This is a genomic window from Dyella japonica (genome assembly GCF_040545895.1).
In the GTDB taxonomy this organism is placed as follows: Bacteria; Pseudomonadota; Gammaproteobacteria; order Xanthomonadales; family Rhodanobacteraceae; genus Dyella; species Dyella japonica_D.
On record NZ_JBEPMU010000006.1, the window covers coordinates 69,693 to 90,590 of the forward strand.

A 20,898-nucleotide genomic window follows, 5' to 3' on the forward strand; every position below is an offset into this window, starting at 1 on the left:
AAGGTGGAATAGGTATGACGCGAGGCGTATCCTTTTGAGGGTTTTTTTAGCCTCATCCGTCTCCCTAACACAGTAGATGCCATGAACGCGATTCGTGCGGCTAGCAACAGCTCGTTCCCCACTGTTGTTCTCGAAGAACTGAAGCAAAGCGGATTTCCTACCGGGCGCCTTGATGAGGCGCAATTTTTTATCAGCGCTTTCTTCGCGCGTATCGCCGACGGCGATCTCGAACTCCATACCGCACCCGAGTGGGCCGCGCTGATCGCCGACCTGCTCGACTTCATGCAGCAGCGCCAGCCGGGCCGCGCCTCGGTGCGCGTGGTCAACCCGGCAACGGGCCACGCCGGCCGCAGCTACGTCCAGGTCGTCACCGACGACATGCCGTTCCTGGTCGACACCGTCACCATGGTGGCGGCCGAACACCTGCAGATCCACGCCGTGATCCATCCGGTGGTGGAGGTGACGCGCGACACCGCCGGCAAGCTGGTCAAGATCGGCACCGAAGGCGGGCAGCCCGAATCGGTGATGCACTTCGAAGTGGACCGTGTGGCGGACGAGGCCGAGCAGGCCAAGCTCAAGGCGCAGCTCGAAGGCGCGCTGGAAGACGTGCGCGCGGCGGTCAACGATTGGATGAAGATGCGCGACACGGTCATCGCCATCGCCGACGAACTGCCGTCGCGCCAAATGCCGCTGGATGCCGCTTCGGTCAAGGAGGCGGCGGAATTCCTGCGCTGGCTCGCCGACGACAACTTCACCTTTCTTGGCTATCGCGAATACGAAGTGACCGAGGCCGACGGCGAAGAAGTGCTGCGCGCCAACGATGCCTCGGGCATGGGCATCCTGCACAAGAGCGAGCGTTCGCTGGCGCCGCGTTCGTTGCGCACCCTGGTGGCGCACGACCTGCCGCAGTCAGGCTCGACCGACGCCATCATCCTTACCAAGACCAATGCGCGCTCGCACGCGCACCGTTCGGGTTACATGGATTACGTGGGCGTGCTCAAGTTCGACGCCAACGGCAAGCCGGTGGCCGAGCAGCGCTTCCTTGGCCTGTTCACGTCCAGTGCCTACATGTCGCGTCCGCAGAACGTGCCGCTGGTGCGCCAGAAGTTTGAATACGTCATGGATCACTCCGGCCTGAAGCGCGATTCGCACTCGGGCAAGGCGCTGCGCCACATCCTGGAAATCCTGCCGCGCGACGAGCTGTTCCAGGCCAGCGAAGATGAGCTCTACAGCGTCTCGATGGGTATCCTCGAGTTGCGCCAGCGCGCACGCACGCGCCTGTTCGTGCGCCGCGACCGTTACGGCCGCTTCATCACCTGCACGGTGTTCGTGCCGCGCGACCGCTTCAACACCTCGGTGCGCGAGCGCATCGAAGCGCTGCTGCGCGACGCGATGCGCGGCGAGCATCTGGATTCGTCCGTGCTGATGGGCGAGGCCGCGCTGGTGCGCCTGCATGTGGTGGTGCGTCCGAAGATCGGCGACCACGTGCAGTTCGACGCCGTCGAGCTCGAAAAGGGCGTGGCGACCATCGTGCGCAACTGGCAGGACGACCTGCGCGACGCGCTGGTGGCCAAACTGGGCGACCATGACGGCGTGGTGCTGGCCAATCGCTATGGCAAGGCCTTGCCGGCCGGCTACATCGAAGACGTGGCGCCCGCCGCCGCCGCCGAGGACGTGCGCCAGTTGTCGTTGCTGAAGGGCGACGACGCGGTGCGCATGTCGTTCTATCACCCGGACGCTCGTCCGGACGAACTGCGCTTCAAGATCTACCGCAGCGGCGGCGACATTGCGTTGTCCGAAGTGCTACCGCAGCTGGAGAACCTGGGTCTGCGCGTGCTCACCGAGCACCTGTACGACATCAACGTCGGCGGCACCGTGCTGTACATCCAGGACTTCGAAGTGCAGACCGCCGGCAGCCTCGCCTTCAGCGTGGAGCAGGTGGGCACGCTGTTCGAAGACGCCTTCGAGCAGATCTGGCGCGGCAACGCCGAGAACGACGGCTTCAATCGCCTGGTGCTCGGCGCGAAGTTGAACTGGCGCCAGATCGCCATGCTGCGCGGCTACTGCAAGTACCTGCTGCAGACCGGCGTGGCGTTCTCGCAGAGCTACATGGAAGACGCCTTCAACCGCTATCCGGCCATTGCCGGCCTGCTGGTGGAGCTGTTCCTGGCCAAGTTCGATCCGCGCCGCGAATCGCTGTCCAGCGACGAGCTCAAGCGCGCGGGCGACCTGCTGCGCAACGAAATGCAGGTGCTCATTCCCGAGTCGCTGCGCCACGCGCATCCGGCGCTCATCGACGACCTGGTCGCGGCGTTGTCGAAGCCGCGCGCCGAGCAGCTCTCGGTGGTGGAGGAAACCATCGGCACGCTGCTGGAAACCGTCTCCAGCCTCGATGACGACCGCATCCTGCGCAGCTTCATGGCGCTGATCCGCGCCACGCTGCGCACCAGCTTCTTCCAGCAGTGGAACGACCAGTACCGCAGCTACATCAGCTTCAAGTTCGACTCGCATCGCGTGCCGGACCTGCCCAAGCCGGTGCCGTACCGCGAAATCTTCGTCAGCGCGCCGCGCGTGGAAGGCATCCACCTGCGCTTCGGTTCGGTGGCGCGCGGCGGCCTGCGCTGGTCCGATCGCCGCGAAGACTTCCGCACCGAAGTGCTGGGCCTGGTGAAGGCGCAGATGGTGAAGAACACCGTGATCGTGCCGGTGGGCTCGAAGGGCGGCTTCTTCGTGAAGCGTCCGCCGGTGAACGGCGACCGCGACGCGCAGCTGGCCGAGGGCATTGCGTGCTACCGCATGTTCATCAGCGGCCTGCTCGACATCACCGACAACCTGATCGAAGGCAAGGTGGTGCCGCCGCACGATGTGGTGCGCCATGACAACGACGACCCCTACCTGGTGGTGGCGGCCGACAAGGGCACCGCGACGTTCTCCGACATAGCCAACGCCATTTCGGTCGAGCACGGTTTCTGGCTGGGCGATGCTTTCGCCTCGGGCGGCTCGAACGGTTACGACCACAAGGGCATGGGCATCACCGCCAAGGGCGCGTGGGAATCGGTGAAGCGTCACTTCCGTGCGCTGGGCCGTGACAGCCAGTCGCAGGACTTCACCTGCGTGGGCATCGGCGACATGTCGGGCGACGTGTTCGGCAATGGCATGCTGTTGTCGCGCCACATCCGCCTGCTGGCCGCGTTCGACCATCGCCACGTGTTCCTCGATCCGAATCCGGACATCGAGCGTTCGTTCGCCGAGCGCGAGCGCATGTTCAAGCTGCCTCGTTCGAGCTGGGACGATTACGACAAGTCGCTCATCTCTGCGGGCGGCGGCGTGTATCCGCGCACGCTCAAGTCGATTCCGATCTCGCCGGAAGTGCGCACGGTGCTCGGCCTCAAGCCGGACGTGACGCAGCTGGCGCCGAACGACCTGCTGAGCGCCATCCTGAAGGCGCCGGTGGACCTGCTGTGGAACGGCGGTATCGGCACCTATGTGAAGTCGAGTTCCGAAACGCATGCCGACGTGGGTGACCGCGCCAACAATGCGCTGCGCGTGAACGGCGTGGAGCTGCGCTGCAAGGTGGTGGGCGAGGGCGGCAACCTGGGCTTCACGCAGAAGGGCCGCATCGAAGCGGCCCAGCACGGCGTGCTGCTCAACACCGACTTCATCGACAACTCGGCCGGCGTGGACACCTCCGACCACGAGGTGAACATCAAGATCCTGCTCGGCGACGCCGTGCAGCGCGGCGAACTGACCACCGAGCAGCGCAATACGCTGCTGGCCAGCATGACCGACGAAGTGGGCCAGCTGGTGCTGTGGGATAACTACCGCCAGAACCAGGCCATCACGCTGATGGAACACCAGTCGGTGCACCGCATCGGTTCGATGGCGCACTTCATCCGCCAGCTGGAATCGGAAGGCCTGCTTGATCGCCAGGTGGAAAACCTGCCGGGCGAAGCGGAGCTGGTGGAGCGCAAGACGCGTGGCATCGGCATGACGCGTCCGGAACTCTCGGTGCTGCTGTCGTACGACAAGATCAAGCTGTACCAGCAGCTGCTCGATTCGGACGTGCCGGAAGATCCGTACCTTTCCAAGGAACTGGTGCGCTACTTCCCCGAACCGCTGCACGGCAAGTACGCCGAGCACATGCAGCGCCATCGCCTGAAGCGCGAAATCATCGCCACGGCCGTGACCAACTCCACCATCAACCGCATGGGCGCCACCTTCATGATGCGCATGCAGGAGGATACCGGTCAGGGCCCGGCGGCCATCGCCAAGGCGTACACGGCTGCACGCGAGATTCTCGATGCGCGCGAACTGTGGGCGCAGATCGAGGCGCTGGACGGCAAGGTGGCGGAGAACACCCAGATCGATGCGATCCTGCAGATCTGGTCGCTGCTGCGTCACACCACGCGCTGGTTGCTGAACCGCCCGGGCGGCACGCTGGACATCAACGCCAACGTGGCGCGTTACCAGACCGGCGTGACCGAACTGCGCGCCGCGTTGCCGGTGGCCCTCACCGAAACCGGCAAGCAGGACTTCGCCACCAGCCAGGAAAAGTGGGAAGGCCTGGGCATGCCGGGCGAACTCGCCCTGCGCATGGCGCGACTGCCCGAATTGCGCGCCATGCTCGACATCGTCGAAGTGGCCACGCAGGGCGGCCAGCCGATCGCCAAGGTGGCCGGCGTGTTCTACGAACTGGGGGAGGCACTCGACCTGGAATGGCTGCGCAGCCAGATCGAAGCGCTGCCGGTGGAAGGTGCGTGGCACGCACAGGCACGCGGTTCGCTGCTGGACGAGCTCAACCACCAGCATCGCGCGCTGGCCCTGCAGGTGCTGACGATGACCGGCAGCTCCAAGGACATCTCGCCGGTACAGGCGTGGCTGCAGCGTGACGACGCCACGCTGAAGTACACGCGCAGCATGCTGGCGGAAATCCTCACCCAGAACGCGGACTACCCGATCGCTTCGGTCGCCGTCCGTCGCCTGGCGCAGTTGGCGCAGGTGCCGGTGAACCAGTAAGTCACGCTGGAGCTGCCCGGCAGTGCCGGGCAGCTTCCGGGCCAGGGTGTTCAACGGTCCGTTATCGTTGGTACTCCTCACCGTCATTCCGGCGCAGGGGCGACGGGTTGCGAGAACGGGTAGGCAGGGCGCAAGCCGGCAACGGTCTTGCGCCCTTCGTCTATCTACGTTCAACTGACGTCCTCGCCCTGACCGTTGACCGACCCCATGCGCTTCGCCTTCGTCGCCAGCGAAACCAACGTCGCCCAGCAGGCTCGCCGCAAGCTCATCGATCGCTACGGCGATGCGGAGCCGGAAGCATCGGACGTGATCGTCGCGTTGGGCGGCGACGGCTTCATGCTGCGCACGCTGCATGCCTATCGCGCGTTGCCGGCACCCGTCTACGGCATGAAGCTGGGACGCGTCGGCTTCCTGATGAACAAGCATCGTATCGACGAGCTGGAAGAGCGCATTTCGCGCGCGCATGCCGCGGTGCTGTATCCGCTGGAAATGCGCACGGTCGATGTCAGCGGTGAGGTGTGTCACGCACTCGCCTTCAATGAAGTGTCGCTGCTGCGCCAGAGCAACCAGGCGGCGCATCTGGAAGTGAAGCTCAACGACATCGTGAAGCTGCAGAACCTCGTCTGCGACGGCATCCTCGTGTCGACGCCGGCCGGTTCCACCGCGTACAACCTTTCCGCGCACGGGCCGATCCTGCCGCTGGATGCCAACGTGCTGGCGCTCACGCCGATCAGCCCGTTCCGTCCGCGTCGCTGGCGTGGTGCCATCCTGCCGCATCGCACGCTGGTCTCGATGCGTGTGCTCGATCCCGGCAAACGCCCGGTGAGCGCCACCGCCGACTACCACGAAGTGCGCGACATCCGCGAAGTGGAAATCCGCCAGTCGGCGGGGCAGGGCGTGCGCCTGCTGTTCGATCCCGAGCACAATTTGGAGCAGCGCATTCTGGATGAGCAATTCGCGCCCGATTGAGAGAACAGGAGTGAGTTAAGAGGAGTGAGTAGTGAGAGAAGGCATGCGACCGAGTCGCTCTACTCCCACTACTCACTCCTCTTAACTCACTCCTCGCCTTTTGCGCTAAATTGCCCCCATGACCCGCACCGCGTCCGACGCGCACGACCCTTCCTCCGCCGGCGATAACCGCCTGGTGGTGGCCATTTCCTCGCGCGCCCTCTTCGACTTGGGCGACAGCCACGAACTGTTCGAGCATCAGGGGCTGGACGCGTATCGCGCATTCCAGATCGAGCACGAGAACGAGCTGCTCAAGCCGGGTGTGGCGTTTCCGCTGGTGCAGAAGCTGCTGGGCCTGAACAAGCTGGCGGGTGACGTGCCGCCGGTCGAGGTGATCCTGCTGTCGCGCAATTCGGGCGACACCGGCCTGCGCATCTTCAATGCGATCCAGCATTACGGCCTGGAAATCAGCCGCGCGGCGTTCACCAGCGGTGCGCCGACCTCCGACTACATCGCACCGTTCAAGGCCGACCTGTTCCTTTCCGCCAATGCCGAAGACGTGGGCCGCGCGCTGGCTGCGGGCGTGGCCGCGGCAACGATTCTTCCCTCCACGGCGCCGCCACGTGCTACCGAGCAGTTGCGCATCGCCTTCGACGGCGACGCGGTGATCTTCGGCGACGAAGGCGAACGCGTGTCGCGCGAGGAAGGGCTGGAAGCGTTCCATCGCAGCGAACACAAGCTCGCCAACGAGCCACTTTCCGTGGGGCCGTTCCGCGGCTTCCTCACCGCCGTGCATCGCCTGCAGGCGGCATTCCCGGCGGAAGATTCACCCATCCGCACCGCGCTCGTCACCGCACGCTCCGCGCCGGCGCACAAGCGCGTGATCCTTACCTTGCGTCGCTGGGGCGTGCGCATCGACGAGGCACTGTTCCTCGGTGGGCGTGACAAGGGGCCGTTCCTCGATGCCTTCGGCGCGGACATCTTCTTCGACGACTCGCCGGCGAACGTGGAGTCCGCGCGCAAGCACGTGGCGACGGGCCACGTGCCGCACGGTGTGAGCAACCGCTAGCGCCGTTCTGTATCTGCCGGCATCAGGGGACCGAATGGCCCTTGCTCGCCGTCCAGATGGCATACCAGTCCTCAGCATCCAGCACCACGTTCAACGCCGCCACCGCTTCGCGCAGGCCGTCGATGCGACCGGTGCCGGTGATCACGTGCGGGCGCGACGGATGGCGCAGCGCCCACGCGAAGGCCAGCGTGGTGAGCGTGATGCCATGGCGGTGTGCGATGGTCGTCATCTCGGCGCGTACGCGCATGGCCTGTTCGTCGTCGCCGGTGAACAGGCGACCACCGCCCAGCGGTGACCAGATCATCGGACGCAGGCCCAGTTGCTGGGCCTGGTCGAGCGTGCCGTCGTCCAGCGCGTTCATCTGCAGCGGCGACAGTTCAATCTGGTTGGTGGTCAGCGGGTAATGCTGATGCAGCAAGGCGAACTGGCTGGTCGTGTGATTGGACACGCCCCAGTTTGCGACCTTGCCCTCGCGCGTGAGCGTGGCGAAGGTGTCGGCCAGCGCGGCGGCGTCCATCAGGTAGTCGGGACGATGGATCAACACCAGGTCCAACTGTTCGGTGTGCAGGTTTCGCAGTGACTGCTCCACTTGCGCACGCACGTAGGCCGCCGAAGTATCGTAGTAGTTGATGCGGTACGGACGCTGTGCGGAACGAAGACGAATACCGCACTTGGTGATCAGTTGCATGCGCTGGCGCAATGCCGGCGATGCTTTCAGCGCTTCGCCAAACTGTGATTCGGCCTGGTAGTCGCCATAGATGTCGGCGTGATCGAACGAGGTGATGCCGAGCTCCAGCGCCTGCTCGATCCAGCGCACGCGCTCCTGCACGCTGAGTTGCCAGCTGGTGATACGCCAGAGGCCGGCGACGATGGGGGAGAGGGAAAGGGGCGCTGTCGTCATGGGTGCTGGTTACGAAGGGAGAGGCGGCAGTGTGCCAAGCTGGGGTGGTTGTCGCCAGCTCCTATTTTTTGCTTTATCGCGATCGGGGCTCGCCTGCGGCGAGCTCCCGAGCCGCTGCCGCGGCCCGGGTCACTTTTCTTTGCTTGCCCAAAGAAAAGTAACCACCGAGATGGTGGCAATGCCAAAAGAAAAGGTCCCCCGGATGACGCGCCTTCCGGGCCTGCGGCCCTCCAGGTACGCGTGCGGGTTACGGGGTTTTTCGACAGGACATCCGTGTCCTGTCGAAAAACTGGCCGGCATCCATGCCGGCCACCCTGCGGGCTTTCCTCCACCCGCCCGCCGCTGTCATGCGGGGACCCCAGAGCGAGAGCCAAAGCTCGCAGTAGTAGTGTTTTCGCGAGCGCCCACCCCTCACCACCGTAAAGGTGGCAATGTCCCGGCCTTCTCCCCTTTTGGGGAGAAGGAGAAGTGCGGTGCACAGAGAGGGCGTGAAGAGCGAAGCCAAAGCAAAGGCCGATGCAAAGCGAGGCTCCGCTTTAAGTCCTCTGCGATTCGGGCGCGTTGCGCAGCGCTTTGGCGTACCCGCTGTGTGGCCTCCCATGGGGGTCCCGCCACAACCATCCTCTAGCGCTCGGGCTTATCCCAACACGATGCTGCGAGCCTTTGCTCTAAAGGCCATTTTCTTTGGGTTACTTTCGAAGCGAAGCTAGTCCCCGTGGGATCTTTTGGGCTAGCAAAAGAAAAGTGACTCGAGCGGCGGCAGCCGATCGAAACGCCCGCCGCGTAGGCGGCACGCTGGCGGAAGCACTGCAAAAAGAACAGTCAGCGGTGCCGCGGCAATCAAGTGCAAAGTCACTGGATGACCAGCCTTCGGCTGTTGAAAAGCGCCTCCGGCCTTCGTCGGGATGACGAGCTTAAGACGACTTCGGCTGCTGAAAGGCGCCCCCTGCTCTCGCCCCTGCGCGGGCTTGCTGGAACGACGAGCAAAGACCCGCCTTCGGCTACGGAGGAGCGCCTCCTTCCCCGCAGGAACAACGAACAGAAAATCGAAGATCAGCCTCGGTATCCCGCACGCTCTGCGCTTGTTCAAATGGCGCACAAGCGTCGCAAAAAGAGCAGGCAAGCGAAATCAAAACACCACCCAGCTCACTTCGACGAAGCCACCGGCCCATGCGCCAACTCATCCGCCGACCAGCCACCACCCACATCCCCAATCAGCGACACGGCATCCAGCAACCGCTGCTGCTGCACACTCAACGCATCCTGTTGGGTACTCAACTGCGTCGTCTGCGCCAACGCGGCCGTCGTGTAGTCCACGGTGCCTGCTTGGTACTCGTTGAAGGCGATTTCGGCGCCGCGCGTGGCATCCTTGACCGCTGCATCCAGCACCTGCGCCTGCTCGGCAAGGATGCGAATGCCGGAAAGGTCATCCTCCACGTTCTGCAACGCGCCAAGCACGGTGCCGCGATAGTTGGCGACGGCCGCTTCGTAGTTTGCGCGGGCAGCGGCTACGTCGCCGTGTCGTGCGCCAAAATCGAACACCGTCTCCGTCGCATTGGCGCCCAGCGACCATACGTGGTTGGCGGCCTGCAGCAGGCCCGCGAGCGGCGATTGGGCAAAGCCGTCGGCGGCGGACAGCGTCACCGAGGGATAGTACGCGGCAATCGCCACGCCCACAGCGGCGTTCTCGGCCGCCATCTGGCGCTCGGCTACGGCAATGTCCGGGCGACGTTGCAGCAAGGTCGAGGGCACGCCCGTGGGTATTTGCGGCAAGGTGGGCAGCGTCGCGTTGTGCGGAATATCGAGTTCTTCCGGGTTCTTGCCCACCAATACGGCGATGGCGTGCACGTTCTGCGCACGCGACACGCCCAGCGCGATCAGCTTCGACTGCGCGTTTTCCAGCTGCGTGCGCGCCGTGATGACATCGGATGGCGCGACGGTGCCGGCCTTGTCCTGGTTGTCCACCACGCGCAGGTATTCCTTGTCTGCGTCCACGGTTTTCTGCAACAGGTCGATGTTCGCATCGGCCACGCGCAGGTCGACCACGGCCGTGGCCAGCGCGATCTGTTCGGACAGCGTGGCATTGGCCAGCGTGGCCTGGCTGGCCTGCGCGTTGGCCTTGTTCTCTTCCACGGTGCGGCGCACCTTGCCCCACAAATCCGGCGCCCAGCTCACGTTGCCTTCCAATGAACCGGAGGTGCTTACCGGCCGCAGATGTTCGACGCCGCTGCCCGCGTTGCCGGCGGCCGAGCGTTGCTTGCTGCCCGAACCGGTAACGCCGATGGTGGGGAACAGCGCGCTGCGCGCCACCTGTACCTCGGCCATGGCGGCCTGGTAGTTGGCGTAGCTCTGCGCCACGGTCTGGTTGGATACCGCCACCTGCGGTTCCAGTTCGTTGAGCAATGGATCGTTGAAGGCCGTCCACCAGTCGCCCTTCGGCGCGTCGTCAGCGGGCGCGGCGGACGTCCATCCGGGCAACTCCTTGTACTGCGTGGGCACGTTGACCTGCGGGCGGTGGTAATCCGGGCCGACCATGCAGCCGCCCAGCATCGTGGCCAATGACAGGCAAAGTACGTTGCGGGAAATGATCCTGTTCATGCGCTTGCGTCCGATCGGTTCCACGGCAAGGTTTCCGACCACCGCGCAAGCCGTGCGCGCAGTCGGTCGAGATACAGATAGATCACCGGAGTGGTGTACAAGGTGAAAACCTGGCTGAGTATCAAGCCGCCCATCACCGTGATGCCCAGCGGCTGTCGCAGCGATGCGCCCTGGCCGATGCCGATGGCCAGCGGCACGGCGCCGAGCACGGCGGCGGCAGTGGTCATCATGATGGGGCGTAGTCGCAGTACGGCGGCATCGTGGATGGCTTTCCTCGCTTCCATGCCTTCGTCGCGCTGCAGGCGGATGGCGACGTCGATCATCATGATGGCGTTCTTCTTCACGATGCCGATGAGCAGGATGATGCCGATCATCGCGATCACCGAGAACGGCGTGCCGAAGATCAGCAACGCCAGCGTCGCGCCGATGCCCGCGGAGGGCAGGGTGGAGAGAATGGTGATGGGGTGCACGGTATTTTCGTACAGGATGCCGAGCACGATATACACCGCCGCCAATGCCGCGAGTATCAGCAGCGGCATGGTACCCATGGATTGCGCATACACCTGGGCGGCACCCGCCGTGGCGCCATGGATGGACGCTGGCATGCCCAGTTCCTGCGCCGCTTCGTTGATGGCGGCCAGGCCGTTGCTCAACGAACCGCCCGGCGGGAGATTGAAGGAGATGGTGCCGGCGACCAGTCCGCCCTGATGGTTCACCTGCGTGGCCGTGTGATTGCTCACATACGATGCCAGTGCGGGAAACGGCACCATGGTTTCGGCCGCCGTGCTGTCCGCGCTGCCGCTGGAGCTGCCGCCCTTGGCATTGGCAATGGCGTTGGTGAGCTGGTTGGCCTCGGCGTCGCTGTTGCGTGAGTTGGTGTTGGCCGTGGTGCTGCTCATGGTCGACGAGGTGACGCCCGACACGATGGATCGGGACATCTGCGTCTGCTGCGTGCCGGTGGCATTGCCGGCCGCCGTGCTGAAGCGGATGCGGTTGATCGTTTCGGGGTATTGCCAGTACTTCGGCGCCACTTCCATCACCACGAAATACTGGTTCAACTGGTTGTAGATGGTGGACACGGTGCGCTGGCCGAAGGCGTCGTAGAGTACGCTGTCGATCTGGTTGGGCGCAAAGCCGTAGCGCGCCGAGGTGGCGCGATCGATGTTCACGTAGAGCTGCAAGCCGTTCTGCTGCAGGTCGGAATTCACGTCGGTGATGCGGTCGCGGTATTTGCCCAGCGCTGTCACCAGTCGCGGCACCCAGGTGTATAGCGCCTCCGGATCGTCGCTGGTCAGCGTGTACTGGTATTCGGACGCCGATTGCCGGCCGCCGATGCGCAGATCTTGCGCCGCTTGCAGGAACAGCTTGGCGCCCGACACCGCATTGAGTTTCGGACGCAGGCGGTCCACCACCTGCGCCGCGGAGATCTTGCGTTCGGCCAGTGGCTTCAGTTCGATGAACACGTTTGCCGTGTTGAGCGCGCGTCCGCCCGTGAAGCCGGCCACCGACGCCACCGCGGGATCCTTCTGCACGATGCCCTGCAATTGCGCGAGCTTCTTCTGCATCGCCTGGAAGGAGATGCTCTGGTCCGCGATGATCTGGCCTTGCAGGATGCCGTTGTCCTGTTCGGGGAAGAAAGTCGACGGCACCAGGCGGATCAGCACCACGTTGAGCACGATCAGGCCGAGCAGCGTCAACGCCACTGCAAAGGCATGGTCGAGCACCAGCGTGAGCGATCGCGCATACGCCTGCCGGAAGCGCTCGAACTGGCGCTCGTACCACACCGCCCAGCGTGCCTTGGAATGCAGCGTCTTGCGCGTGATGACGTAGGCGGCCATGGTCGGCATGATGGTGAGCGAGATCACCAGCGACAGCAGGATGGCGATGGACAGCGTGACCGCGAATTCGTGGAACAGCAGGCCCACGATGCCAGGCATGAGCAGGATGGGCAGGAACACGGCGATCAGCGAGAGGCTCATGGAAATCACCGTGAAGCTTACTTCCGCGCTGCCCACCATGGCCGCTTCGCGCACGTCCATGCCGGCTTCCACGTGGCGCACGATGTTTTCCAGCACCACCACGGCATCGTCCACCACGAAGCCCGTGCCGATGGTCAGCGCCATCAGCGAGAGGTTGTCGATGCTGTAGCCCAGCAGGTACATCGGGCCGAACGTGCCGACGATGGACAGCGGCAACGCCACGGCGGGCACCAGCACCGCGCGCGGCGACTGCAGGAAGACGTAGACCACGCCAATCACCAGCAGGATGGCCATGCCCAGCGTGCGCTCGGTGTCGTTCACCGCGGCGTTCACCGACTGCGATCGATCTACCGCCACGCCCACGTGCACGTTGTGCGGCAGCGTGGCTTCGATCGACGGCAGCGTCTTGCGGATCTGCGCCACCGTTTTCACGATGTTGCTGCCGGGCAATGGATACACGATGACCAGCACCGCGTCCTGGCCGTTGTAGAGGCCGGCATTGCGCAGGTTTTCCGCAGAATCGACCACTTGCGCCACATCGCGCAGTTGCACGGCCGAGCCGTTGCGATACGCCACGACGAGGTCGCGATACGGCGCAGCCTTGTTGATCTGGTCGTTGGACAGCACTTCGTAGCGCTGGCCGTTCTCGTCGATGTGGCCCTTCACGCTGTCCGCGTTGGCGGCGCTGATGGCGGCACGAACGTCTTCCAGGCCAATGCCGTAACTGTTGAGCTGATCCGGTTCCAGTTCCACGCGCACAGAGGGGAGCGCGCTACCGCCCAGCGTGATCTGGCCCACGCCGTCGACTTGCGACAACTGCTGCTGGATCACCGAATCGGCCGAGTCATACAGCTGCGCGCGCGTCAGCGTCTTGGAGGTGAGCGCGAGCACCATGATCGGCGAATCGGCAGGATTGAATTCGCGATAGGTCGGGTTGTTGCGCAGCGTGGTCGGCAGGTCCGCGCGTGCGGCCTGGATGGCGGCCTGCACGTCGCGCGCGGCACCGTTGATGTCGCGATTGAGCCCGAACTGGATCACGATCTGCGCTGCGCCGACGGTGCTGGTGGAGGTCAACTCGGTGACATCGGCAATGGTGCCGAGGCGACGCTCCAGCGGCGCGGCCACCGTGGCCGCCATGATGCTGGGGCTGGCGCCTGCCATGTTCGCCTGCACCACCACTACGGGAAACGTGATGTTCGGCAGCGGCGCCACCGGCAGATGGAAATACGCCAGCATGCCCGACAGCAGGATCGCAACGGCCAGCAGCGTAGTCGCCACGGGCCGCCGGATGAACAGGCCGGGGATGTTCACGCCGTTTCCCCGGCGGCCGCCTCAGGCTGGCGTTTGCGGCCGAATCGCTGGGCCAGCCGGTCGAAGTACAGATAGATCACCGGCGTGGTGAACAGCGTGAGCAACTGGCTGAGCAGCAGGCCGCCGATGATGGCCAAACCCAGCGGACGGCGCAGTTCCGAACCCGTGCCCGTGCCAAGCAGCATCGGCATCGCACCGAGCATGGCCGCGAGCGTGGTCATCAGGATGGGACGGAAGCGCAGCAGGGAGGCTTCGAAGATGGCTTCTTCCGCCGGCTTGCCGTGTTCGCGTTCGGCTTCGAGGGCGAAGTCCACGATCATGATCGCGTTCTTCTTCACGATGCCGATCAACAACACGATGCCGATGATGCCGATCACATCCAGGTCGCTGCCCGCGATCATCAGCGCGAGCAGCGCGCCGATACCCGCCGAGGGCAGGGTGGATAGTATCGTCACCGGATGGATGAAACTCTCGTACAGCACGCCCAGCACGATATACACGGCCACCAGCGCGGCGATGAGCAGGTAGACCTCGCTGGAAAGCGAATCCTGGAACGCCTGCGCCGCGCCCTGGAAGGTGGAAGTGATGGAGGAGGGCAGATGCACGGCAGCTTCCGCATCGTTCACTTCCTTAACCGCCTTGCTGAGTGAGGCATCCTTGGCGAGATTGAACGACACGGTCACGGCCGGGAACTGCGCGAGGTGACTGATCACCAGCGGCGACTTGGTCACCTTGATGGTGGCGATGCCCTTGAGCGGTACCTGGCCGGTGCTCGCAGTCTGGCTGGGCAGGTAGAGATCGCCCAGCGATTCCACGGTGGGAATGCTTTCCGGTTTCGCCACCAGGATCACGCGGTACTGGCTGGCCTGTTCGAAGATGGTGGAGACGATGCGCTGGCCCAGCGCGTCGTAGAGCGCGTTGTCGATGGTGGCGGAAGTGATGCCGTAGCGTGCCGCCAACTGGCGATTCACTTCCACGTTCACCGCGAGGCCGTCGTTGTTGAGGTCGCTGGTGACGTCGGTGATCGACTTGACGCCCTTCAGTCGCGTAATCAAATCGGGCACGTATTGCTGGAACGCTTCCTGGTTCGGGCCGCGCAGCACGAACTGGTACTGGTTCGGCGAAATGGTGGTATCGAGCGTCAGGTCCTGCTCGGGCTGCATGTACAGCTTGATGCCCGGGATGGTCGCCACTTCCTGCTGGATGCGGCGCGCGATCACCTCGGCAGTGGACGAGCGGTCGTCGCGTGGCTTGAGGTTGATCAGGAAGCGCCCGTTGTTGAGCGTGGTGTTGGTGCCGTCGATGCCCACGTAGGAGGTGAGGCTGGCCACGTCCTCGTCCTTGAGGATGGCGTCGGCCAGTTGCTTCTGGCGATCCACCATCACGCCGTACGACACCGAGTTGTCGGAGACACTGATGCCCTGCAGCACGCCCACGTCCTGCACCGGGAACAGGCCCTTGGGGATGACGATGTACAGCACGATGGTGAGCGCGAGCGTGCCGAAAAACACCAGCAGCGTGGCCAGCTGACGCTCCATCACGAAGTGCAGGCCGCGCTTGTATGCGGCCAGGGTCTTGTCGAACAGGCCTTCGCTGAAGCGCTCGAAACGGCTGGGGTGGCGATCGTGCTGCGCCTTGAGGATGCGCGCGCACATCATCGGCACCAACGTCAGCGACACCACGGCCGACAGCACGATGGTGATGGCCAGCGTCACCGCGAACTCGCTGAAGAGACGGCCGATCACGCCGCCCATGAACAGCAGCGGGATCAGCACCGCGATCAGCGACACGGTCAGCGAGAGGATGGTGAAGCCGATCTGGCCGGCGCCTTCCAGCGCGGCCTCCATCGGTGTCTTGCCTTCCTCCAGGTAGCGCACGATGTTCTCGATCATCACGATCGAGTCGTCCACCACGAAGCCGGTGGCGATGATCAACGCCATCAGCGACAGGTTGTCGATGGAATAGTTGAGTTCGTACATCAGCGCCAGCGTGCCGATCAGCGACACCGGCACGGAGATGCTGGGAATGATGGTGGCCGGCAGGTTGCGCAGGAACACGAAGATCACCAGCACCACCAGGATCACCGCCAGTATCAGCTCGAACGCGGCATCGTTCACCGACGAACGGATCACGCCGGTGCTGTCCGTCACCACTTCCACCTTCATGCCGGCCGGCAGCGTGGATTCCAGCTGCGGCAGCGTCTTCATGATCTGGTTGACGGTGGCTATCACGTTGGCGCCCGGCTGGCGCTGCACGTTGAGCACGATGGCCTGGGTCTTGTTGAACCACGCGCCTTGCTCGGTGTTCTGCGCGGCCTGCGTGACGCGCGCCACATCCCGCAGATACACCGGCGCACCGTTCTGGTAGGAGATGACAGTGTCGAGATAGTCCTGCGGATTCTGGATCTGGTCGTTGCCGTTGATGGTGTAGTCGAGATCGGGTCCGTCGAAGTTGCCCTTGGGCTGGCTCACGTTGACGTTGGCGATCAGCGAGCGCAGGTCGTCGATGTTGAGGCCATAACCGGCCAGCTTCTTCGGATCGGCTTCGATGCGGATCGCCGGCACGTTGCCGCCGGCCGGCGTCACCAGGCCCACGCCCGGCACCTGGGAGATCTTCGCGCCGAGGCGGTTGTTCGCCACGTCCTGCAATTGCGGCAGCGACATGGAGTTGGAGGTGACCGCCAGCGTGAGGATCGGGCGGTCAGCCGGATTCACCTTCGCATAGGTCGGCGGCGCGGGCAGGCCGCTCGGCAGCAAACTGTTCGCTGCGTTGATCGCCTCCTGCACGTTCTGTTCGGCCACGTCGAGGTTGAGCGACAGGTCGAACTGCAGCGTGATGATCGATGCGCCCGCCGAACTGTTCGACGTCATCTGCTGCAGGCCGGGAATTTCACCCAGCTGCACTTCCAGCGGCGCGGTCACCGTGGTGGCCATCACCGACGGGCTCGCGCCGGGATAGAACGTTTGCACCTGGATCGTCGGGTAGTCGACGTTGGGCAGGGACGACACCGGCAGGAACTTCATCGCCACGAGGCCCACCATCACGAGGGCGATCATCAGCAGCGAGGTGGCTACCGGCCTGATGATAAACAGGCGGGAAATATTCATTGGATCTCGCGCCTGCGACTCACGACGACGCGCTGGCAGCGTGCGAACGCCTGCCGCCGTGCGCGGCGGCGGGCGCGCCCGTGCTGCTGGCGCCGGCAGGATGCGGCTGCGAAATGCGGATCTTCGCGCCGTCGCTCAAGCGGTCCATGCCATCGGTGACCACCTGCTGGCCGGCGGAAAGGCCGGCGAGGATGGCGGTGACCTTGCCGTCGCTGGGGCCGGGCGTCACCTTGTGCACGGACACCGTCTGGTCCGCATTCACCAGATAGACGTAGTCGCCCGGCGCGCCGCTCTGCACGGCAGCGGTGGGAACGAGCACGGTTTTCTGCAGCGTGTCGACCAGCATCTGCACGTTGACGAATTCGTTCGGGAACAGCGCTTCGTCGTCGTTGGCGAACGTAGCGCGCAGCGTCACCGTGCCCGTGCTGGTGGCCATCTGGTTGCTCAGTGCGTACAGCGTGCCGCTGGCGATCTTCTTGCTGTTGTCGCTGCTGTACGCCGTGACCGGCAACGTCGCGCCGCCATTCACGCGTTGCAGCACCTTGCCCAGCGAATTCTGCGGCACGGTGAATTGCACCGTGGTGGGTTTCATCTGCGTGATGGTGACGATGCCAGGCGACGTCGACTGTGTGACGTAGTTGCCCGGATCGACCAGTCGCAGACCCACGCGCCCGGCCACCGGTGCGGTGATGTGGCAATAGATGAGGTTGAGATCGTCCTGCGCGATGGCGGCCTTGTCGGCTTTCACGGCGGCTTCGGTCTGCGCCACGGTGAACTTCTGGTCGACGTAGGTCTGTTCGGCGATCGACTTCTGCTCATGCAGTTGCGTGAAACGGGCAAGATCGGAACGCGCCTGGTCGAGCGTGGCCTGATCCTTGGCGAGCTGTGCCTGGGCCTGCTGCTTGCTGATCTCGAACTGGCGCGGGTCGATCTGCGCGAGGAACTGTCCTTTCTCCACGTCCTGGCCTTCCTGGTAACCGACCGCGGTGAGGTAGCCGCTCAATTGCGGCAACACATTCACGGTGGCCACCGGCGTCACGGTACCGAGCGCCGTGAGCACTTCGGGCATGTCGCCCAGCGAGGCGGTGGCGGCGCTCACCACTTGTGGCGGCTGGCCGGTTCGCGTCTTCTGCCCGGTGAGGATGTGGACCACGATCAACACCACCAGAAGCACGATGATCACCGCTGCGATCAGTACGCCGCGCTTCCTACGAGGGTGCCCGGACGTTTGGGCATTGTCGGCACTCATCCAGCATCTCCCAGCAACTCAAATGCGCAATTCACAAGACAGGCAAGGTCATATCGTTGTTCGCAGCAACGTTTCCGCAACGATGGCTCGCGGCGGAAACGTGTCGACTGACTTCTAACGATCCGTTGTCCATGTGGTTGACCCGGTCACAGGCATACGCGGACATGGCCTTCCCTGGAGGTGCGCGCGGGCGCTGGGTTGGCGAATCATGGGAAAAAGAGATGGCACAAGCGTCGTCACGGACGAGTGATGCCTCACGGCAACACGCGCATCCGCGTTCGCTTCATTAAGAAATATTCATCTACACGGGATGTTTTCGACGGCCGCTCAGACCATGCGCGTGCGCTTCCACCAGCTCGTGACCTTTTCTTCGCGCACCAGCGTGAAAAGGCCCGAGCCGAGGATGAGCGCGATGCCGATCAGCATCGGCCAGTCGAGTTGGTCGCCGAACAACCAGTAGCCGAAGAAGATCGCCCACAGCATCTGGCTGTACTGCGTGGGCGCGATGCGATTGGCCGGCGCATGATGCGTGGCGAGCATCAAGAGCACGCCGGCAAGACCGGCAAGCAATCCGTAGCCGGCCAGCAGGAACCATTGATGCAGGTCGGGCCACACGAAGCTCGGCAGCATCAGCACGCCACCGCTCACCAGCGGGCCGACGACGCCCGCGCCATACAGGCTGATGCGTTTTTCGTGCGGGCCCGCCATGCGCAGCGCCACCACGGACACGGCGCCGGAAAGCCCGCAGGTCATCGCTGCCAGGTGGCCGATGCCCAGAGCGCGAAAGCCCGGTCGCAGCACCACCAGCACGCCGATGAAACCCACGATCACCGCGGACCAGCGTCGCCAGCCCACGTGCTCTTTCAGGAAAATCACCGACAGCAGCGTCACAAAGATGGGCAGCAGGAAGATCAGCGCGAACGCTTCGGCCATCGGCAGCGCGGTGAAGGCGATCACCGCGGAGATGTTGCAGATCGCGCCGGTGATGGCGCGTATCCACCACAGGTGCGGCTTGCGCGCGCGGAACACCTCGACGTAGCGATCGCCCGCGTGCTTGATGAAGGGCAGGGCGCTGAGCATCAGCACCGCGCCGAAGAACACCGCTTCGTAGGCCGGCAGCGTGCCGCGCAGCGACTTCACGAACGCGTCGCTGATGGCGTAGGCGGCGTAGCAGGCGAAGCCGAGGAGAACACCTTTGAACATGGACGGTCCGGCGGGGAGCGGGGTGCCCGGCGCCCGCGTGGGCCGGGTCCGGCGCGCCGCGTGCAGGTGCCCTGGGGCGCCGCTGCGGTCGTTCCGGGCCTGGCTGGCGGGGCAGGCGACGCTTCCGTCCCAGCCGGGGCTGGGACGATGGGAGCATGCATGGTCCCACAGGCCGCCGCGTGCGCCTACCCCGGCCCTGTTGCACCCCGCCATGACCCGCCCCAAGGGCCGGGCTAGAATGGCGGTTTGTCCCCAACGTCACGGAACTTCAAGCATGCCCGCTCGCCTGAATCCCCTCGATCTCTATGACATCCGCTCGATGCTTTCCGATGAGGAGCGCATGGTGCAGGACTCCGTCGGTCGTTTCGTCGACGAGCGCGTGCTGCCGATCATCGGGGACTGCTTCGACCAGGCCCGTTTTCCCAAGGAACTGGTGCCGGAAATCGCCAGCCTGGGCCTGCTGGGCGCCACGCTTCCGGAGAAGTACGGTTGCGCCGGCATGAACGGCGTGAGCTACGGCCTGATCTGCCAGGAACTGGAGCGCGGCGATTCGGGCCTGCGCAGCTTCGCCTCGGTGCAGAGCTCGCTGTGCATGTACCCGATCTACGCGTACGGCACCGAAGAGCAGAAAATGCACTACCTGCCCAAGATGGCGGCGGGCGAGATCATCGGCTGCTTCGGCCTCACCGAACCGCACGGCGGTTCCGACCCGGCCAACATGAAGACCCATGCCAAGAAGGACGGCGGCGACTGGGTCATCAACGGCGCCAAGATGTGGATCACCAACGGCAATGTCGCGCACATCGCCATCGTGTGGGCGCAGACCGAGGACGGCATCCAGGGCTTCATCGTGCCCACCGACAGCAAGGGCTTCACCGCGCAGGAAGTGCACAAGAAGATGAGCTTGCGCGCGTCGGTGACGTCGGGCCTGTTCTTCGACAACGTGCGCGTGCCCGAAGCCAACCGCCTGCCGAACGTGAAGGGCCTCAAGGGTCCGCTGGGCTGCCTCACGCAGGCGCGCTACGGCATCACCTGGGGTCCGATCGGCGCGGCGCAGGCCTGCCTGCAGGAAGTGCTCAACTACACGCAGGAACGCATCCTGTTCGGTCGCCCGCTGGCCTCCAACCAGGCCGTGCAGATCAAGATGGCCGAGATGGCACGCCGCATCACCATGGCGCAGCTGCTGTCGTTGCAGCTTGGCCGCCTGAAGGACGCCGGCACCATGCAGCCCACGCAGGTGTCGCTGGCCAAGTGGAACAACTGCCGCATGGCCATCGACATCGCGCGCGAATGCCGCGACATCCTTGGCGGCGCCGGCATCACCACCGAGCACGTGGCCATTCGCCATGCGCTGAACCTGGAATCGGTCATCACCTATGAAGGCACCGAGACGGTGCATCAGCTGGTGGTGGGCCGCGAATTGACGGGGATCAACGCGTTCTGAGGTTGGGTACTAGCCAACCTCCTTGTTCGTCATCCCTGCGAACGCAGGGATCCAGTGCCTTGTCAGGGACATC

Annotated in this window: 10 protein-coding genes; 4 read left to right on the top strand and 6 right to left on the bottom strand. The window is 64.4% G+C overall.

Annotated features, from left to right (window positions below):
* The first annotated feature begins 81 nt into the window (after window positions 1-81).
* The 3 genes from ABIC75_RS18445 (at window position 82) to ABIC75_RS18455 (ending at window position 7,033) form a co-directional block, all read left to right on the top strand.
* Window positions 82-5,016 (top strand): NAD-glutamate dehydrogenase, encoded by a 4,935-nt coding sequence (locus ABIC75_RS18445; RefSeq protein WP_354015364.1) that lies wholly within the window; start codon window positions 82-84, stop codon window positions 5,014-5,016.
* 207 nt (window positions 5,017-5,223) lie between these two features.
* On the top strand, window positions 5,224-5,985 hold the full coding sequence (locus ABIC75_RS18450; RefSeq protein WP_354015365.1) for an NAD kinase: 762 nt from the start codon (window positions 5,224-5,226) through the stop codon (window positions 5,983-5,985).
* A gap of 118 nt (window positions 5,986-6,103) precedes the next feature.
* On the top strand, window positions 6,104-7,033 hold the full coding sequence (locus ABIC75_RS18455; RefSeq protein WP_354015366.1) for a 5'-nucleotidase: 930 nt from the start codon (window positions 6,104-6,106) through the stop codon (window positions 7,031-7,033).
* A gap of 22 nt (window positions 7,034-7,055) precedes the next feature.
* Here ABIC75_RS18455 and ABIC75_RS18460 read toward each other — a convergent pair whose 3' ends face one another.
* The 6 genes from ABIC75_RS18460 to ABIC75_RS18485 form a co-directional block, all read right to left on the bottom strand.
* Window positions 7,056-7,934, bottom strand: a complete 879-nt coding sequence (locus tag ABIC75_RS18460) for an aldo/keto reductase (RefSeq protein WP_354015367.1) — start codon at window positions 7,932-7,934, stop codon at window positions 7,056-7,058.
* Window positions 7,935-9,080: 1,146 nt separating this feature from the next.
* Window positions 9,081-10,532, bottom strand: a complete 1,452-nt coding sequence (locus tag ABIC75_RS18465; protein WP_354015368.1) for an efflux transporter outer membrane subunit — start codon at window positions 10,530-10,532, stop codon at window positions 9,081-9,083.
* The gene (locus ABIC75_RS18470) at window positions 10,529-13,822 is read right to left on the bottom strand and encodes an efflux RND transporter permease subunit (protein WP_354015369.1); all 3,294 of its coding nucleotides are present in this window, start codon (window positions 13,820-13,822) and stop codon (window positions 10,529-10,531) included. Before ABIC75_RS18470 ends, ABIC75_RS18465 begins: the two co-directional genes overlap by 4 nt.
* Window positions 13,819-16,929: an efflux RND transporter permease subunit gene (locus ABIC75_RS18475; RefSeq protein ID WP_354015370.1), complete on the bottom strand. Its 3,111-nt coding sequence runs from the start codon at window positions 16,927-16,929 to the stop codon at window positions 13,819-13,821. Before ABIC75_RS18475 ends, ABIC75_RS18470 begins: the two co-directional genes overlap by 4 nt.
* Window positions 16,930-16,948: 19 nt before the next feature.
* On the bottom strand, window positions 16,949-18,112 hold the full coding sequence (locus ABIC75_RS18480) for an efflux RND transporter periplasmic adaptor subunit (RefSeq protein WP_354015371.1): 1,164 nt from the start codon (window positions 18,110-18,112) through the stop codon (window positions 16,949-16,951).
* Window positions 18,113-18,505: 393 nt separating this feature from the next.
* Window positions 18,506-19,381 carry a DMT family transporter gene (locus ABIC75_RS18485; RefSeq protein ID WP_354015372.1) on the bottom strand — a complete coding sequence of 292 codons (876 nt, stop codon included), beginning with the start codon at window positions 19,379-19,381 and terminating at the stop codon, window positions 18,506-18,508.
* Between the two features lie 274 nt (window positions 19,382-19,655).
* On the opposite strand from ABIC75_RS18485, the gene ABIC75_RS18490 reads away from it, so the two are divergent.
* Window positions 19,656-20,825 carry an acyl-CoA dehydrogenase family protein gene (locus tag ABIC75_RS18490; protein WP_354015373.1) on the top strand — a complete coding sequence of 390 codons (1,170 nt, stop codon included), beginning with the start codon at window positions 19,656-19,658 and terminating at the stop codon, window positions 20,823-20,825.
* The last annotated feature ends 73 nt before the right edge of the window (window positions 20,826-20,898 follow it).

What these genes read in the sequence shown, in the direction of transcription:
- ABIC75_RS18450 (WP_354015365.1), top strand. Translation starts at nt 5,224, where the DNA reads ATGCGCTTCGCCTTCGTCGCCAGCGAAACCAACGTCGCCCAGCAGGCT.
- ABIC75_RS18490 (WP_354015373.1), top strand. Translation starts at nt 19,656, where the DNA reads ATGCCCGCTCGCCTGAATCCCCTCGATCTCTATGACATCCGCTCGATG.
- ABIC75_RS18445 (WP_354015364.1), top strand. Translation starts at nt 82, where the DNA reads ATGAACGCGATTCGTGCGGCTAGCAACAGCTCGTTCCCCACTGTTGTT.
- ABIC75_RS18455 (WP_354015366.1), top strand. Translation starts at nt 6,104, where the DNA reads ATGACCCGCACCGCGTCCGACGCGCACGACCCTTCCTCCGCCGGCGAT.
- ABIC75_RS18475 (WP_354015370.1), bottom strand. Translation starts at nt 16,929, where the DNA reads ATGAATATTTCCCGCCTGTTTATCATCAGGCCGGTAGCCACCTCGCTG.
- ABIC75_RS18465 (WP_354015368.1), bottom strand. Translation starts at nt 10,532, where the DNA reads ATGAACAGGATCATTTCCCGCAACGTACTTTGCCTGTCATTGGCCACG.
- ABIC75_RS18485 (WP_354015372.1), bottom strand. Translation starts at nt 19,381, where the DNA reads ATGTTCAAAGGTGTTCTCCTCGGCTTCGCCTGCTACGCCGCCTACGCC.
- ABIC75_RS18460 (WP_354015367.1), bottom strand. Translation starts at nt 7,934, where the DNA reads ATGACGACAGCGCCCCTTTCCCTCTCCCCCATCGTCGCCGGCCTCTGG.